Source organism: Pseudoalteromonas sp. PAB 2.2 (assembly GCF_001938575.1).
Classification (GTDB): domain Bacteria; phylum Pseudomonadota; class Gammaproteobacteria; order Enterobacterales; family Alteromonadaceae; genus Pseudoalteromonas; species Pseudoalteromonas lipolytica.
Genome location: NZ_LYPI01000015.1, coordinates 117,678 through 135,651, shown reverse-complemented (window position 1 = coordinate 135,651; position 17,974 = coordinate 117,678). Strand labels below are relative to the sequence as shown.

The window sequence follows — 17,974 nt, the reverse complement described above, 5'->3', positions numbered from 1 at the left end:
GCCTTCATTATTTACTGCTCCCGCAACCCACTGAAATTAAATTAGCAAACATGATCAGACACGCAGCCGCGTGTTTTTTTATGCCTGAAATTCAGGTTTATAATCCGAAGGTCGTCGGTTTGCCTTCATTATTTACTGCTCCCGCAACCCACTGAAATTAAATTAACTAAAATTATTAGATACACATCAACGTATTTTTGCCTGAAACAATAGCGGTATTATTGGGCTTAAACGTGATGAGCTTTAGAACCGACTATAATAAAAGCTTTTCTTTCATGTAGTTAAAATGGGGAACTATTATGAATGTTAACTGAACTGAACTATTCTTTATTAATAACTAATAATAAATGTGTAGCTTTTAGGGATGACTCGGTTTCTTATTTATCTTTTTAGTCTATTTTTTTTACCTTTTGCGTGGCCTGCGTTTCAAAATTTCAGTATTGATAATGGCTTATCACAAAGCGTTGTATTTGATATTCAACAAGATCAGCAGGGGTTTGTATGGTTCTCTACGCAAGCAGGGTTAAACCGCTTTGATGGGAATGAATTTATTGTTTTTTCGTCAACAGGAGAAAACAATAGTTTAACGAATAACTACATTTATCCGCTTGCACTCGATAACGAATCGCACCTTTTTATAGGCACCCGCAATGGGGGCGTAAATCAACTCCCGTTATACGATTACCAATTTTCTTCGCCCATTTTAACAGACTACCGTATTACCAGTTTGTTTGTTGATTCTCACGTGCTGTATATCGGCACGTATGATGGCAGTTTATTCGCTTACAATAAACGCAATGAAAAAGTGACCCCACTAGTGCGGGATATAAAAAAGCCTATTTATGCGATAACAAAAATACACGATGTATTGTGGCTAGGTACTCATGGTGCAGGATTAATTCATTATGATCTTGCTAAGCAACAACGTGTCAGTACGTTGTTGAATGGATTTACAAAGCCGCCTAGCATTCATTCGAGTATCTTTGCGATAAAGCAGGCAAATGACGAAACAATATGGTTGGCCAGTCAAGGCGGTGGGTTATTTAAGATTGATTTATCAGCAAAATCGATGCAGCAATGGCTTAAATCGAGCGACTCAGAGTACGGGTTAACCAGTAACGAAATTCGTGATATCGAGTTTGATCAGCAAGGTCGAGTATGGCTTGCAACGCGAGGGGGCGGCATCAATATTTTTGATCGCAAAACCAACACGTTTACTGCTTTAACCCATGACCCATTTGACAGATATAGCTTAGCGCACGACCGAGTTTACAGTATTTACCGTGATAGTAGCGATATTATGTGGTTTGGTACTGCCAATGGTATCAGCAAGCTAGATCCTGCTTCACTTCAATTCAGTAAATTAAAAAAACCGACACCGCTTTCAAGTAAAGATGCTTGGGCGCTATTTGAAGATTCGCAGCAACGTATTTGGTATGGCAGTTGGGGGGGCGGGATAGATATCCTTGATCAACAATTAAACCGTATTAAACACCTCGTGGCGAGCAACTTACCCAATTCAATTACCAGTAACGCAATTAAAGCGATAACCGAAGATTTAAATGGAGACATTTGGGTTGGTAGTTGGCAGCAGGGTATTGATGTGCTCCACCAAGATGGCAGTGTGACACATTTTCGAGCTGATGAAGGGAGCCATGGATTAACTGAAAACAGTATTTACGCCTTGCTGGTGGATGAGAAAAATAATGTCTGGGTAGGGACGAATGGTGGTGGATTATTTTGTTTTGATAGGCAATTAGGTCGGTTTATCAGTTTTTCAGAAAAACAGGCACATTCTCAATTAGTCATACCTACAGCAAGGGTGACAAGCTTATATCAAAGCTCCGCAACAGACATGTGGATAGCAACCGATGGGGATGGGGCGTATTACTATAACTTTGCGACTGATTCTTTAATTAATTATCGCAAAGGTAACCCCGCATCTGCTTTATCTGATAATACGGTGAGAGCCTTTTTACAGGAAGGTTCACGTATGTGGTTAGCGACGTCTAATGGAATAAATATCATTGACACCAATAGCCAGCAAGTAAAGGTTATTAATGTGGCAGATGGTATGCCTAATCAAGTGATTTATGCTTTATTAAAAGGCAATGATGGCATGGTTTGGGTAAGTACAAACAATGGATTAGCTAAAATAAATCCAGAGAATTTTGCAATCACCAGTTATAAAGCTCGTCACGGTTTGCAAGGCAATGAATTTAATGCCGGCGCCTATCTAAAAATGCGAGATGGCCGGTTAATGTTTGGCGGCACCCAAGGTGTAAGTGTTATTAACCCTGAAACACTCGTTAAGAATAAACAAGGTGGGCAGTTAGCATTAACGCGTTTACAGTTTGACGATCAAGACCTTATTATTTCTGCTGGGAGTAAGCTCGGTAGCCTTTACCAAATCGAGAAGAGTCGCATCGTCACAGTGCCAGCCGATATTACACGCATGCACTTACAGGTCAGTTATTTGCATTATTCAGAACCTAAAACTAATAAGTATTCTTACCGTTTAGAAGGTTTTGAACAGCAATGGAGAAATGTAACTGGTCCTTACTTATCAATAGATTACACCAACTTACCGCCTGGCAGTTATCAGCTTATCGTTAAAGCAAGTAGCGAAAGTGGAGCGAACGCACTCGCCCCATTGTTATTGAATATCAAAGTACTGGCTCCATGGTGGCAAAGCCCTGCTTTTTATGTTGTTTGTGCAGTACTTGTCTTATGTTTGGTGTGGTTATTAACGGTGCTTTGGACCTATCGGATCCGTAAACAAAAGTATCAACTAGAGCAACTTGTCAATGAGCGCACTGATGAAATTGCAGAGCAAAAAGCGCTGATAGAACAGCAAGCTGATGCGCTTAGTGATTCGCTTGAAAATAAAGTGCGCTTTTTTACGCATGCATCTCATGAGTTACGTACGCCACTTAGTTTGTTAATCGCACCATTGCAGCGTCTTATTTTTAATGAAAAAAACACAGATAAACGTGAGCAGTTAACCTTGGTATTACGAAACAGTCGACGTTTAGAAAATCTGGTCGATAAACTCTTAACATTGACCCGTTATGATGAGCGCAATGAAGAGATTATTAAGGTTGTATCCTTGTCTGCGATTGCGCGTGAGGTTGCAGGACAGTTTTCTGTACTCGGTGAGCAATCAGTAGAGTTTTATGTTGAAATAGAAGAAGCAATTTTTATATCAAGCACCCGAGAGGGGCTAATTACTATATTAAGCAATTTACTCAGCAATGCCTTCAAGTATACAAAACAAGGGAGTGTAAGCTTAAAAATAACAACGCATGATAACAATGCCTTTATTGAGGTGACCGATACAGGTAAAGGGATTGCTGATGCGGAGAAAGAGAAAGTATTTGATATCTTTTACCGTGTAAGCAGCCAAGCCAATGTAGAAGGCAGTGGTGTTGGGTTAGCCATTGTGAAACGTCTCGTTGATAAGTATCAAGGCGACATTCAGCTTGTTAGTCGCTTAGCGGTAGGCACAACATTTACGCTTCGTTTCCCATTAGCTGAGGCTCTCGAGCAGGCAACCTCGGTGAGTATCGACAGTGAGAACCTTAAAGCCAAGAAAAATTGTGAGCAACCTACCGTACTAGTTATCGAGGATAATGATGAGTTGCGTCATTATTTAAAAACTGAATTACACCCGCGTTATCAGGTATTACTGGCAGAAGATGGCCACGTTGGTTTGCAAATAGCGCATAGCCAAGTGCCAGATTTGATAGTGACAGACCTAATGATGCCAAAAGTGGATGGCTTTGCCGTATTAGATGCGTTACATAGCTCCCCTGTTACGTGCCATATTCCCGTGATAATACTCACTGCTAAAGGAGACTATGAAACGCGGGTAAGCGGTTTAAAACAACATGCTCTGGATGTAATCACCAAGCCTTTTGACAGGGAAGAATTATTATTAAAAGTCGAAAATTGGATTGATTGGGTTAATCAATATGCTCAACAGCATGTGATTCAGGTGCCAGATCAAAGCCCACCAAAGGCAGATACTCCCGTTGATCCGCGTGATAAACAGTTACTTGAAAAGCTTGAGCACTATGTATCTGAAAATTATCAGCAACAAGGATTCTCAATGACGCATTGTGCTAAGCATCTCGCACTGAGTGAACGTCAGTTGCAGCGTAAGTTAAAAGTGTTTCTCAACATGACACCGAGTGAATATTTGCGGGATTATCGACTCATAAAAGCTGCCGAGTTGTTACGCCAAGGTCGTCAAATTAGTTTGGTGATTGACGATATTGGTTTTTCATCTCGCTCACATTTCTCGAAATTTTTTAAAGTAAAATATGGTATGACGGCAAAAGAATATCAGTGTCACTACGTTTAACTTATTGATTTTTATTGTTATGTCGTATTTGAGTACATTTTTGTCGGCATCAAGCATACATAATTTTTGCATCTCATCTAACCTATAAAACTTAACGAAAGATGAACCGTTTTGATGGGATCTCACGTGTTCATATTTGACGGGCAAACATAGCTGAACTCAGTATATGGTTAAGGAAGTCACGGAGATCCCGCCTTTGTTCATAATTGTTAGATTTCGCTTCCCTTGAGATATGGCAACTGTTTGTGCAGTTGCCTCTTTTTGGGTGGCTACGTAGCAATCAATGTAAGGAATGACATGATGAGCCCTCCTAATTCACGATTAATAAATCACTTTAAACAGCTACTGCTCGCGACAAGTCTTGTCGGTTTAACCGCTTGTGGTGGCAGTGGAAGCGATAGCGACGAGGATAAAAAGCCGCCAGTTGCAGAAAATAAAAGCCCTACAGTATCAATAAGCAGCGATGAAACACTCACCGAAGGTAGCGAGTTAACGCTTCTAGCAACCGCCACTGATAGTGACGGCACTATTAGTACTTATGCATGGTCGCAGATTTCTGGTCCTGATTTAGCTTTGTCGGGTAGTGACAGTAGCAGCCTAACGATAACGGCACCTGCAATTGAAGATGATGCGGATGTGGTGTTATCTGTGACCGTCACCGATGACGATGGTGCAACAGCTAATGCACAAGTCACTATTCAATTAAAGCGTAAAGTGCTCAGTGTCACAATTACAGGTATTGTAACGGATGAGCCCATTATAAATTCAAATGTGGCGGTACAAATTGGTGATGAGTTATTTGAGATTACTGCTGATGAGCAAGGCCGCTACCGTGTTGATGTTGAAGTAGACGACTCTTTTGCTAATAAACTGGTGAAACTTGTTGCGCTAGGCGATAACGCCATCAACCCAGGTGTAGAGTTTGTTTCTCAACTTAAGTCGATTGCTACTTTAATCTCGCAAGCAGGCGAAGATGGAACACTGAGCAAAGAAGAAAACTTTGGTGTCAATATTACCAATGTAAGTACTGCTGAATTTGCTCTTATTAGTCGTGATAACGACACGGTTGATTCTGAGGATGCATTAGACAAAGCCTTGCTTGCGATAGATGCTGACGAAAAACTGCTGCTATCAGCACTAATTAAAATTATTGTTGATAATCCTGATTACAGCTTACCTGAAGGGGTAGAGTCTACCCTTGATTTAGTCAGTGACAGCGAGGGTATTGATGACTTTATCAACACCGTGAACAGTCAAGATCCAGCCTTAATAGAAACAGTAAAAGAAACCATTAAAGACGATGAAGAGTTGGTTGATAACTCATTTGGCAGTGTTGTGGGTGACTATGTTGTTATGGCGCCCAAGTATTACACGCGTTTTGGCGCGGGTCAGATTAATTTTAACCCTGATGGAACGGGCAGTTATGTTTTTATTAATTTTAATGCTTCATTCTCTTGGACACAGGACAATGATGTCGTCAGTATTACTGTTCCTGAGCCAGTCAAAGTATCGTGTTATTTTGATGTAGGTACAGTGACTCAAGAAGAAATGTGCGAGTACTTAACTGATTTGGATATGCGCATTTTACTTGAAAATGACGCTAATAGAACTGTTGAGCTTTATTCAGCGTTTGAAACGAAAAACGAATCAACGACTGAGATAATATCGACAGAAGAGTTGACCGCGAATCGTACGTTAATCGATAAAACACAAACCTTAAATGTTGCCGCAGCCGATTTAGTCGGTTCATGGTATGTCGATAATACATCTGATTTTTACGGCTACAGCAGTGCCGTTAATTTTAATTTAGTTGAAGGTGGTACGGGAACACTTATCAATAATAGCAACGCACCGGTTGAGATTACTTGGTCAGTGTCTGATAACCAGTTGATGATTTCTAGCACCGATGAGTCACTTACGTTTGACTACTCGTTCTGGTTTATAAAATCAATGAATGTCGGTTACCAATTCGCAGCTTCTTTAATGTCTAAAACGGATGATTCAAGTATTACAAGTACAGGGTTATTTGTAAAAGATAACACGCTGCAGCTTACAAACAGTGATGTGTTGGGTAAATGGACTATTTATCAAGGTGTAAATTCAGCGCAACCTGATCTCCATTACGATGTATATGATGATGGCTTAATGAATTTTAGCCTTAATCAACATTATCGCTCTTGGCAGATTAACAGCGAAGGTGTGTTTGTTCGAAATAACTACTACACCGACACCGGAGGCATATCGGCAACCTGTGATAAACCCGACAATAGCTGCCCAGTTTATACAGAGTTTACACAACAGCTGCTAGCAAAAGATGGCGAGCACTTCTTTACCTATCGTAAATACCGTGCATTTGAAATGGATGGCACCGAAATGCCTGGATATTATGCTTCTCACATTCGAGAGTTTTCTGTTTCAAGCGATTATGGTGTAAGTCGATTTGCGCCGTATTGGTGGGAGCATATGTATGCTGAAGATGATACAAGCTATCGTTACTTCTCAAACTTCTATACTCCAAAAGAGCTTGGTGTAGAAACCATTGAGTTGGCAACTATCACTGACAAAAGTTCAGATGCTTTTGAGTACTCAATAGCAACAACTTATCAAGGCGCGTTTATGCAAAATAGCTATGCACTGCAAAATGGTAAGTTGATGTCTAATGAATGGGTATTTGAGGTCGTTGAATTTGATCGCGACTTCTTAACTGTGTGTGTTTACAGTCAAGGAAGTAGCTGTACAGAAGATGCTAAGCAGGCATGGTATTTTGATGAGTCTATGGCTCAAGAACAAGTTGTTATAGAACGTCCCGCGACTATTCATCCTCTTGATGGTGCATGGCAACTCGCTGATGAACCTGAAGTGGCGGTGATTTTACGTGACGGTAAGTGGTTACAAATCCAAGCTATGTCACACCCTGATGATGAGACTGCCTTTGCGGGTTATGAAATAGGTGATTTTACGTGGAACGAGTCAACAGGTGAATTCTCTGTTCAAATTAGCGAAGATACAAATGGTAGTTTTGGTATTGATGATGCTGGAGCAATCACAGCCACCGTATCTGGTGATACGTTAACCCTAGATATTGAAGGTGAAGGTACTATAACGCTCACACGCATTTACAGTGCAACTAATCCGCTGATAGGGGGATACTATGATGGCTCATTTGACAGTGATTTCTTTATTGCCGTATTTAAAGAAGATGGCACATTCTTAGAGTTAGCACATGATACTGAGTTTAATGAGTTAGGTATTTCAGGTGGTTATTACAGCTACGATACAGAAACTCAAAAGGTGTCAGTAGACTTCTATGAAAAAACCTATGGTAGTCCTATTGAGCAAGCCGACCCTAACTTTATTGTGAAAGCGCAAGGTAACTTTATACACTTTAAAGATGGCGACGATTTCGGCATCATGGAGCGAGTCACGCGAGTAATAGAACAAGCGACCTTTACTGAAACAGAGTTAGTGGGCTCACATGTATTTACCTACATGGCAGATGATGGCAGTGGTATGCAAACATCGAATGTTGTTATTTCAAATGATGGTACCGCAACATTTGAATTAGAGGGTGAAGTGAGAGAAGCGACATGGGAGCTACACCTAGGTTCGTTAATGATGTACAGCGACCCGACCGTTACTCAAAACTACGGTTATGGTGTACTCATGACCCCCATAATGATGATAGATGGCGGTTTTAGTGTTGAGACTTTAGGCTTCGAAGTGCCAGAAACCTATGATGATAACGATGACCCTGCTCTGCATTCTTTTGTATCAGGCAGTTTAATTAAGCAGTAACCGTGCACAGCCCAGTAACAGCAATGTTACTGGGCTTTTTTTGAGGATTTAATCAATGAAACTATTTTATTTCTCAGTTCTTCTACTCAGCCTAACAGCCTGTAAAACAATGGATGCAGTACAAGAAGATATCAGCGATATTGGTACTAGTTTGTTTTCAAGCGAAGAAATGGATGAAAGTGCACAAGATGCATTTTTAAAAGCACAAGAAGCCTTTTATGAAGCTGATCGCGTTCGCAAGCAACATTCGCAGTTGACTGCCAAAGAGCGGAGTTTATGGCTTGAGCTAGAAGAGGACTATAACGTGTTATTAGCGACACCCAGTAAAGCGACCGAAAAGGAATCGTACTTTTCTGATACCACACTTGCTGATGGGGTTATGATGCAAAGTCTCCAATTTATTGAGTTGGTAGAAAGCGGCGAGTAATTGATTCTTCGCTTAAAAGATTGAAAAGTTTATGTTACAACGTAAGTAACATTACTTTTTAGTTACAAACATGACGGAACTTTACCATTGGTTTGATTTAATCGGCGTTGCGGTGTTTGCTGTTTCTGGGACGTTGTTAGCGTACGATAAAAAAATGGATGGCTTTGGAGTTGTTGTGTTAGCGACCGTTACAGCCATTGGGGGTGGGACCTTACGAGACCTCATTTTAGATATTCCAGTTTTTTGGTTACATGATCAAAGTTACTTTTGGGCTATTCTAGTATCAGTTTTTATTTCGACACGGCTAATCAATAAACAGCGCTCTATTCCGTTATATGCTTTACAAATAGCGGATGCGTTTGGTTTGGCTTTTTTTGCTGTAATGGGGGCGCAAAAAGCCCTGCTTGCAGGCATGCCAGATACCACGGCTATTATTATGGGGGTGATTACAGGTTGCTTCGGAGGCATGATCCGCGATGTACTTGCTGGCAACATACCTATGTTATTAAAAGGTGAGCTTTATGCGATCACTTGTATCGCAGGTGGCATCGTTTATACAGTGGGAATTTCACTTGGGTTAGTGACAGAAATGGCCATGGTACTGGCCATGTTAATGACCCTCACATTACGACTTGCAGCAATGAAGTGGAATCTCACATTACATGTTTTTAAATATCCCGACTAAACTGTAATAACAAGGATACATTACAGGGACAACGGAACGTGTCATTAGCTCGGATTTTCTCTCGTGCTCAAGTAGGAGTGCAAGCTCCAGAAGTCATTGTCGAAGTGCATTTAGGGAATGGCTTACCTGCTTTTCATATTGTTGGTTTACCTGAAGCCTCTGTAAAAGAGGCTAAAGATAGAGTGCGCAGTGCGCTTGAAAACTCACAATTTGGTTTTCCCGATCAGCGCATCACTGTTAACCTTGCGCCCGCTGACCTACCCAAAGACGGAGGGCGCTTTGACTTAGCCATTGCCGTTGGGATTTTAGTGGCATCAGGGCAAATAGTGTGCCCTGATATTCATCGCTATGAGTTTTATGGTGAGCTGGCCTTAAATGGTGAAGTAAGGGGAGTGAATGCTATTTTACCCTCCGTATTAGGAGCGAAAGAAAAGGGTCGGTGCTGTTTTTTACCAGCGGAAAACGACACCTTAGCCAGTCTTGTTTCTGGTGTGTCACGTAAAGCGATTTATTCTATTCAAGATGTATGGAACGACTTACTGAATCAGCAGCCCTTACCGCTTAATATTGAGTACCCAGAGCAACAAATAGAACGCGATTCAATCTATGATTTAAGTGATGTTAAAGGCCAACCTGGTGCCAAGCGTGTGTTAGAAATCGCGGCTGCGGGTGGCCATAACTTGCTTTTTTTAGGCCCGCCAGGCACGGGTAAATCGATGCTAGCACAGCGAATGCCAAGCATTATGCCGACCATGTCGGATGATGAAGCAATTAGCACCGCGGCGCTTTATTCTATTATTGGTCAGTCTGTTGATTTATCTAAGTGGCGAGAGCGTCCCTTTCGAAATCCACATCATACTTGTTCGGCAGTCGCGCTGGTTGGAGGGTCATCGAACCCGAAGCCCGGTGAAATTTCACTGGCACACAACGGCGTGTTATTTTTGGATGAGCTCCCTGAGTTTGAGCGTAAAGTGCTAGACTCGCTTCGTGAGCCAATGGAAACCGGGGTCGTAACAATATCAAGGGCTGCGAGGCAAATGGAATTTCCTTCTCAATTTCAGCTTATAGCTGCACTTAATCCCAGCCCAACGGGAAGCCATACCGACAAGCGTGCGACACCAGATCAAGTATTGCGCTATTTATCTCGTGTATCGGGTCCGTTTATTGACCGAATAGATTTACAAATTGAATTACCACGACTTACCAGCGCTCAATTGCAAAGTACCGAACCAGAAGAGAGCAGTCAGCAAGTACGTAAACGTGTGGAGCGAGCGCATGCGCTTCAGCATGCACGGCAAGGTAAAGTGAATGCACGATTGAACAATAAAGAAATGAGTCGATATTGTGAGCTTGCAGCTGCAGAGTTGCAGTTTCTAGCGAGAGCCAGTGAAAAACTGGCGCTGTCACCACGTTCTTATCATCGTGTTATTAAAGTTGCCCGAACAATTAGTGACTTAAAAGAGCAACCAACGATCACCTTAAGCGAATTAAAAGAGGCATTAAATTATCGTGCCTTTGAGCGCCTAATAAGCCAATTAACACAATTTTAAATCGATGCTTTATTCAATATTTTACGTGTTTTAGCAAGCGTCACCGTGTTAGGTGGTATGTTTATAAACAATGAGTCATTTAGGCGCTGTGTATACCTAAATAGAAAGCATATAACCTTTACCACGAACTGTTACGATGCGCTTTTGGTCTTTTTCGTCACTGAGCTTTTTACGTAAACGGCCAATTAACACATCGACGGTACGGTCACTTGGGCTCCAGTCGGGTTGCCCAATCTCTTCAGATATTTTCTCTCGAGAGGTTGCTTTTCCTGCGTTGGCAATCAAGCAAATAAGCACTTTATGTTCAGCTTCAGTGAGGCGAGACTCTTCGCCACTTGGGGTGATCAAAGTGCGATTGTCAGGGTGCAGCTTAAAGTCAGCATATTCTATAAACTCTTCACTTTCATCGTCGTGTTGTGAGCCTTTTAAACGTTTGTAAAGGGCGCGCATTCTTAGCTCAAGTTCAAGCAGGTCAACCGGTTTACAAATATAATCATCAGCGCCTTGAGCAAGGCCTGCAATACGATCGGCTTGTGAGTCACGACTAGATAAAACAATTACACCAATATTGGTCAGTGCATTGAGCTCTTTGGCAAGTAACAAACCATCGCGCTTGGGTAAGACTATGTCGATCACTGCCAGAGAAATTGCATCTTGTAGAGAGGCACGTGATTGCACGATGCTTAAAGCATCGGCTCCCGTTGAATCTACCTCAATATTAAATTCAGTCTCTTTAAAATGATTGAGAATGCGTTTAACGAGAAGCTCGTCGTCTTCAACCAATAAAACTTGAATAGTCATTCGCTTTAATTTCATACTTGATTTGCTGTTATGTTAGCACTGTATGGTAAAGGCTGAGAAGTGCAATGGAGCGGTTTGTAACTGTTTCTTACAATTTAATGGCTTAGCTTTTATATATTTGTAAAAAGCTGAGTACCTTTGCAGGTACTCAGTGATGTTTTTTTGTTATTTTTCAGGGTAAAGATACTGCCACCATTGAGGCTGATCTTTTAAGTTTTTATCGAAATAAGCCAGCATCGTATTCCACCAATCAAAGCGTTTGTCACGGGCAAATATTTGGTGATCTGCACCTTTATATTCAATCAGATCAACATCTTTACCTAATAACTTTAATGCCGTGTACATATTGTGGCTTTCACCAACCGGTACATTGGTATCTGAGTCACCATGAAGTAGTAATAGCGGCGTTGTTACTTTGTCAGCATGAAACACGGGACTGTGTTGGCTATAAAGTTGCGGGTTATTCCACGGGTAGCTATTTTTAGATGCTTCAGCTGAGTATAAATATCCCCACCAACCTTGGCCCCAATAAGACGTGATATTTGAAATTCCCGCATGTGCAATAGAGGCACTAAACATATCTGTTTTTGTCGCCAGCAGCATGGTCATAAAGCCACCGTATGAGGCGCCTAAGTTACCAACGCGTTTACTATCAACAAACGGATACTGGTTAAGAAATGCTCGTGTGCCATTAATAATATCGTTTGCGGTGTATTCACCCCATGCATTAACGTGTTTAGCCGAAAACTCTTGGCCAAATCCCGTTGCACCTGTTGGTTGAATAACGTAAACCACATAACCATGTTCCGCCCAAAGGTTAAAAGGGTAACGCCCAGTAAAGCCACGCGTCACCGGTGATGTACCGCCATAGTAGTAAACCAAAGCAGGGTATTGTTTACTCTTATCTATATTATGCGGCAAGTACACGCGACCTTTAATTTCTACACCTTCAGGGTTAATGAAATTAAACTCTTCAAGCGCTGCAATATCAGTGTGTTGGTAGCTAATTGGTGTGGAGTCCCACAGCACCTTAGTACGACTTTTACCTACAGTGAGTTGCTTAAGTTGTTGTGGTGTTGATGCTGTGGTGCCTGTAACAAGCAGAGTAGGGTTACGCTCGTCTGAGAAACTAAATTGCTCAACAACATCAAAGCCCGTATTCACGTTGTTAAAACGTTTTTTGCTTAAATCGTATTGATATAATTGCACAGTATCTTGCTCAGTCACTTTTAACAGTGCATCGCCATTTGCAAGCACCGTAAGTTGGCCTATCGCCGGGTCAAACTCTTTGCTTAGTGCCGTCGCTTTTTTGCCATCGCGGCTAAGTAAGTAGAGTTGCCCATCGTAATTATTGGCAAGCATGCCTTCGGGTAAATTACGGCCAAGGCCATCTCTGAAGTCAGGGCCAGCTGTAACATAAATACCGTCGTCGGTGTATTTTGCTTGATTAAAGGTTTTAAATTGGCCAAGTACATTACTCGTTGCAGAGGCAATATTTAGCTCAACAAGTTCAGTTGCAGGTTCTGGCGAACGGTTCATAGCTTGGGCTGAGCGACTCATTAACACAACACCTTGTTGAGCATCGAAGTCTTCAAGTGAATGGCTCAGCGGGCCTTGACTTAAAATTTTACTTAATCCTGTGCTTATATCGAGTAAGTACACTTGTGACGTGGTACGCGCATAAGACCAGCGGTCTTGAAGCCCTTGATAGTGCTTGGTGAGTTTTCCATCGTCGCTGGGTGATTTTGACCAACTAAAAATTAAGCTGTCATTATTGTAAAATTGAAACCCATTTGCGCCTGCAAGATGCTTAGCTATGACAGTGAGTTGCAGTGTTTCTAAATTTAAGCGCTTAAGCTCGCCCTCGATTAAATACACCAAGCTTGAACCGTCTGGGCTCCAAGTTATATTGCTAGGCTGCGCTGATTCAAAACGATAAATAGTCTTATTTTTAGCGTTTTTTAACTCAGTGACATACAGAGCTTGGTTTGCTGATTTATCGTCGTAATGGCGTGTACTCGTCAAAAAATGAGCGCCATTTGGTGACATAGAAATGTAGCTTATCGTTGGTGCATCAAATAATTGCTTTGCCGATAAACCATGCTGCTCTTTTGCTGAAAAGGTCAGAGCGCTTTCCTCTGATTTAGCTTCAAAATCAATGGCAACATCATGCCAATTAGGCACTTGCTCTGTGATGATCACTATTTGATGGTCGCCTTGACTCAATGCCAATTCATAAGTTTTATCTTTTTCAGTCTGTTTTTCGCCGTTAATAAATAACTGGGCGTTTTCGATCCCCTTTAACGATAACTTACCTTGACTAAAACGTTCGGCTGACGCTGTGAATTTTAGGGCTTGCAGGCCCCCTAAAGTAAGGGCACTTACTTTATCAAATGCTTGCCAATCTTGTTCATCACCAAAGACACGTACACGGGAGGTATTTTTTTGTAAGTGTGGCAGTAGATTGGCGATGATGGCATCGCGGTGCTCGGTTTGATAGGGCTTAAGTTGCATGTCATCGCTAAGTGGGCCAATAAATTGTATTGCAGACTTATCAATGGCAGCAGCCATTGCTGTGCTTGTTAAAGTGCACAGTGCCACAGCGCTGAGTGCTGTTTTTAAGCGAGCGCGCTTGCTCAGCCAAGTTGTTGTAAACATCATGATTTAGCCTATTAAATGGTGGTTTAGACCAATATAACACGCAGTAAAAATGTCAAAAAGTGTGCTGCGTTAGAATGCAGAATGGATTGAGCTTCGTGTAAACACTTGTTAAGGTGAGGCACTTCATTAAAGCTGAGGGCGCACAGTGACACTATTACTTGTATACATGCTGGTGGCAATTACCGTTTCTTTTTTATGCTCAGTAATGGAGGCTGTGTTGCTAAGCATTACGCCAAGCTATGTTGCTTTAATACGAAAACAGCAACCTCTTTTAGCTGAGCGTGTTGCTAAGTTGAAAGACAATATAGATCAACCATTGGCGGCTATTTTAACTTTAAATACGATTGCTCATACTGCAGGTGCTGCGGGTGTTGGTGCGCAAGCCGCGGTGGTTTTTTCGGATGCGGCTGTCGGCATTGCTTCAGCAATAATGACACTACTGGTACTCGTGTTATCCGAAATTATTCCAAAAACATTAGGTGCTAATTACTGGCGTGCTTTAACCCCCATCGTAAGCGTAAGCCTGGTGGGTTTAGTCTTTATCTTAAAACCCTTTGTTTGGTTTGCGGATATCTTAACGCGCTTTTTAGGGCGCAATTACGATGAAGCATATTATATACGCCAAGAAATTGAAGCAATGGCAGATATAGGCACTGAATCTGGGGCACTTAGACAAGATGAGTCTGAGATTATTCGTAGTTTATTGCATTTTCGCCATGCCAAACTTGATACATTAATGACGCCGCGCACTGTGCTTTTTAAAGTACACAAAGATATTACAGTGAATCAGTATTTATCGGAATATGGTTCATCGTCATTTTCTAGGGTGTTGGTATACGATAAAAATGGCGATGACATTATTGGTTTTGTACATAAAAACGATATTATGCTTGCTTACCATCGCTTGGGTGAAGACTACAAAATTAGCAAGCTGGTCAAGCCTATTTATACGGTGCCAGAAACCTTGCATGTGCCTACTTTGCTTGAAACCTTATTATCGCAACGTGTTCATATTTGCTTAGTGGTTGATGAATATGGAGATATTCAAGGCATTGTGACATTGGAAGATTTAATTGAGGCCTTAATGGGGCTTGAAATCGTTGACGAACATGACCAATCTGCCAATATGCAAAAAGAGGCAAAGCAGCGCTGGCGGCAGCGTTTAGAGAGCAGTAATACGATTGTTAGCGACGATAAACGTGAGCCTTAGCGGCGATACCCCGCTGCGGTTTTAACCATTTGCCGCCATGAAAATGACCAATTTAAAAAGTCTTCTTTGGCTTTCGGGCGGCAAAGTAAAAAACCCTGCATTAAGATAAATTCTTTATAACGGTCTAGGTAGTCAAGCTCTTCTACGCGCTCTATCCCCTCAGCCACAATGGCTAAGTCTTCTTGAATCGCAATATTTACTAAGCTACTGACGATAACTTGTGAAAACTGATCAGTTTCAATATTACTGATTAGTGTCCTGTCTATTTTTATCTCTGTAAAAGGCAGGGTTTTAAGTTGTTGCACGTTGGTGAAGCCGGTCCCAAAGTCATCGAGCGAAATACCAAAGCCACGCATTCTAAGGCGGTTTAGGGTTTCGAGTTGTGCGGCACTACGAAGTGCATACTGCTCTGTAATTTCTAAAATCACTTCGCTTGGCGATAAATTGTTTAAGTGCAAAATGAGGGCTAGTTTATCTGGGCAGCTTAAGTCTTCAAGCTGTGAAGGCGATAAATTAAAAGCCAGTTTTAAATTTGGTTCAAAGTGCTCTTTAATTTCAGAAAAGTCGCTCGTCGCCTTTTCAAATAATTGAAAAGTAATAAGGTTAATAAGATCTAAATCTTCGGCAATACAGATAAAGCGTTCGGGTAAAACGATATCATCTTCTTTACTGGTGTTAATTCGTGCCAGCACTTCAATACTTTCAACCCGATTGTCATGGCGATTAATTTTTGGTTGATAAAATGGCACGACTTCATTGTGGCTAATAGCATGCAGTAAAAGTGACTCCGAAATCGGGGATTTTGTTCGTTCGACATGAATCGAAAAATGCTCAAGTTTTTGGAGTAGTAAGTAAACTTGATTCAGTTGCACGGGTTTTGAAATATTGCCAATAAGATGCGCGTTGTGTTTACGTGCAAGGTCAGCCGCTAAATCGATGACTTTAGGGTCCATTTCAGAAATGATTGCGATCGCACCATGGTATTTCATTGCGCCTAAATGACGCATAAGCTCCATGCCATCCATATCAGGCATATTTAAATCAGTGAAGACGGCATCAAAATAATGCGGGGCTTTTTTTATTTTCTCTAAGGCTTCGCAAGCACTTAAGCAGGTTGTGACATGAGGAACTTCAAGCTCATTTAAAATGGCCTGCATAACGATAAGAATCGCTTTAGAATCATCGACTACGAGTATATGCCGTGCTGACTTCACCATATTCACTCCATGAACAAGAAATGCTTTAGTTAAAAGTAGTAGAAAAATGCTATTTCGTCATGTTTTTTACTTGTGTATTGATGTAAATAATCACAACAAGGGCCGCAAGAGTTAATTCGTAATTTAGCGCTGCCTCAGTATAATAGCGACACTCCTTATTAGCCGTTAAATAGATTATGATCAGACTTCAGCTGAGCTTAGCAAATGAAACCTTTACATTGCATTTAAAGGGCGCGCAGTTAGTGCAATTATTTCATCAACAACAAGCGATTGCGTTCGAGAACCCAGAACAACAAATGTATGAGTTTGATTTTCAAGGGCAGCGTATCGGGTTAGATACCAGCACCGTGCACGATAAAAGCTTGGGTGTTTATGTAAATCAACAGTGGGTGAGTCAACTTGCATTACCCGCTATGCAAGAGGCTGAGCCAAAACGTGGCATCATCGGTTTGCTCGCGTTAGGATTTAAACTCTTTAAAAGTGCAAAGGTCGTCAAAGCGGCACTCGCTGGTGCGTCAGTTGCTGGCTATGCATGGCTATTCTCAATCGAGTTTGCGTTAATGCTGATTGCCTGTTTAGTGGTGCATGAATATGGTCATGTTAGAGCCATGAAATACTTTGGTATTAAAACCAAGGGTATTTATCTTATCCCTTTTGTTGGAGGACTGGCTGTATCCGACGATAAAATAACAACGCGCTGGCAAGATGTGGTGATCTCACTCATGGGGCCTGCATTTGGTTTAATTACCTCAGTGCTCGGCGTGGTGCTTTATTACGCCACTGAAATGGAAATATTTGCCGGTGTTGCTGTACTGAGTGCTTTGCTTAATTTATTTAACCTATTACCAATTTTACCGCTAGATGGCGGCCATGTTTTAAAAAGTATTAGCTTTTCAATGCGATCTTGGATTGGTTTAAGCGTGTGTTTATTAGGGGTGTTATTTGGCTTATGGTTAAGTTACACCTTTGGCTTAATGCTGTTGGTGTTTTTCTTATTTGTCGGGGCGCTGGAAATTGTCTTCGAATGGCGCGGCCGTCATTACTCGCATTTAATCCCTCTGGACACCTATGGCCAAGGCTTTTCAGCGGTAATGTATGCACTTGTTGTTGCCGGACATGTGGCTGTTATGATGCACTTTGCCGACTCTGAAAGCGCAATTTTAAGCCTACCAATGAAAATTTTATCGAGTTAAGTTTACAAAAGCAGAGCGAATATTTTTGTGAATCTAATGACTAAGCAGGAAGTGTTTTTACACTTCCTG

Annotated in this window: 10 protein-coding genes; 7 read left to right on the top strand and 3 right to left on the bottom strand. The window is 41.5% G+C overall.

What is annotated here, in order from left to right; all coding sequences use genetic code 11:
* The first annotated feature begins 364 nt into the window (after window positions 1–364).
* From BWD47_RS14565 to BWD47_RS14545, 5 genes are all read left to right on the top strand, one after another.
* Complete coding sequence (locus BWD47_RS14565) at window positions 365–4,366, top strand: two-component regulator propeller domain-containing protein (RefSeq protein ID WP_075594191.1); 4,002 nt, start codon at window positions 365–367, stop codon at window positions 4,364–4,366.
* A 297-nt stretch (window positions 4,367–4,663) separates the two neighbouring features.
* A complete protein-coding gene (locus BWD47_RS14560) occupies window positions 4,664–8,161 on the top strand; it encodes an Ig-like domain-containing protein (RefSeq protein ID WP_143474497.1) in 3,498 nt (1,165 codons plus the stop codon).
* Window positions 8,162–8,216: 55 nt separating this feature from the next.
* Window positions 8,217–8,588, top strand: coding sequence for a hypothetical protein (locus BWD47_RS14555; RefSeq protein ID WP_075594189.1), 372 nt, complete (start codon window positions 8,217–8,219; stop codon window positions 8,586–8,588).
* A 70-nt stretch (window positions 8,589–8,658) separates the two neighbouring features.
* Window positions 8,659–9,273, top strand: a complete 615-nt coding sequence (locus BWD47_RS14550; RefSeq protein ID WP_036974258.1) for a trimeric intracellular cation channel family protein — start codon at window positions 8,659–8,661, stop codon at window positions 9,271–9,273.
* 38 nt (window positions 9,274–9,311) lie between these two features.
* Window positions 9,312–10,823, top strand: coding sequence for a YifB family Mg chelatase-like AAA ATPase (locus tag BWD47_RS14545; RefSeq protein WP_074989643.1), 1,512 nt, complete (start codon window positions 9,312–9,314; stop codon window positions 10,821–10,823).
* Window positions 10,824–10,919: 96 nt separating this feature from the next.
* On the opposite strand, the gene BWD47_RS14540 is transcribed toward BWD47_RS14545, so the two are convergent.
* Together BWD47_RS14540 and BWD47_RS14535 are read right to left on the bottom strand one after the other, a co-directional pair.
* Complete coding sequence (locus tag BWD47_RS14540) at window positions 10,920–11,624, bottom strand: response regulator transcription factor (protein ID WP_036974296.1); 705 nt, start codon at window positions 11,622–11,624, stop codon at window positions 10,920–10,922.
* Window positions 11,625–11,789: 165 nt separating this feature from the next.
* Window positions 11,790–14,285 (bottom strand): S9 family peptidase, encoded by a 2,496-nt coding sequence (locus tag BWD47_RS14535; protein WP_074989644.1) that lies wholly within the window; start codon window positions 14,283–14,285, stop codon window positions 11,790–11,792.
* Window positions 14,286–14,430: 145 nt separating this feature from the next.
* Here BWD47_RS14535 and BWD47_RS14530 point away from each other — a divergent pair, with 145 nt between their 5' ends.
* Window positions 14,431–15,495 carry a hemolysin family protein gene (locus BWD47_RS14530; protein WP_036974240.1) on the top strand — a complete coding sequence of 355 codons (1,065 nt, stop codon included), beginning with the start codon at window positions 14,431–14,433 and terminating at the stop codon, window positions 15,493–15,495.
* On the opposite strand, the gene BWD47_RS14525 is transcribed toward BWD47_RS14530, so the two are convergent.
* Entirely contained in the window at window positions 15,492–16,712 is a 1,221-nt protein-coding gene (locus BWD47_RS14525; RefSeq protein ID WP_036974238.1) for an EAL domain-containing protein, read from the bottom strand. The genes BWD47_RS14530 and BWD47_RS14525 overlap by 4 nt on opposite strands.
* A 176-nt stretch (window positions 16,713–16,888) precedes the next feature.
* Between BWD47_RS14525 and BWD47_RS14520 the strand changes: the two genes are divergently transcribed.
* Window positions 16,889–17,905 carry a metalloprotease gene (locus tag BWD47_RS14520; protein ID WP_065978917.1) on the top strand — a complete coding sequence of 339 codons (1,017 nt, stop codon included), beginning with the start codon at window positions 16,889–16,891 and terminating at the stop codon, window positions 17,903–17,905.
* Window positions 17,906–17,974 lie beyond the last annotated feature (69 nt).

What these genes read in the sequence shown, in the direction of transcription:
- BWD47_RS14565 (WP_075594191.1), top strand. Translation starts at nt 365, where the DNA reads ATGACTCGGTTTCTTATTTATCTTTTTAGTCTATTTTTTTTACCTTTT.
- BWD47_RS14560 (WP_143474497.1), top strand. Translation starts at nt 4,664, where the DNA reads ATGATGAGCCCTCCTAATTCACGATTAATAAATCACTTTAAACAGCTA.
- BWD47_RS14555 (WP_075594189.1), top strand. Translation starts at nt 8,217, where the DNA reads ATGAAACTATTTTATTTCTCAGTTCTTCTACTCAGCCTAACAGCCTGT.
- BWD47_RS14550 (WP_036974258.1), top strand. Translation starts at nt 8,659, where the DNA reads ATGACGGAACTTTACCATTGGTTTGATTTAATCGGCGTTGCGGTGTTT.
- BWD47_RS14540 (WP_036974296.1), bottom strand. Translation starts at nt 11,624, where the DNA reads ATGACTATTCAAGTTTTATTGGTTGAAGACGACGAGCTTCTCGTTAAA.
- BWD47_RS14535 (WP_074989644.1), bottom strand. Translation starts at nt 14,285, where the DNA reads ATGATGTTTACAACAACTTGGCTGAGCAAGCGCGCTCGCTTAAAAACA.
- BWD47_RS14525 (WP_036974238.1), bottom strand. Translation starts at nt 16,712, where the DNA reads ATGGTGAAGTCAGCACGGCATATACTCGTAGTCGATGATTCTAAAGCG.
- BWD47_RS14520 (WP_065978917.1), top strand. Translation starts at nt 16,889, where the DNA reads ATGATCAGACTTCAGCTGAGCTTAGCAAATGAAACCTTTACATTGCAT.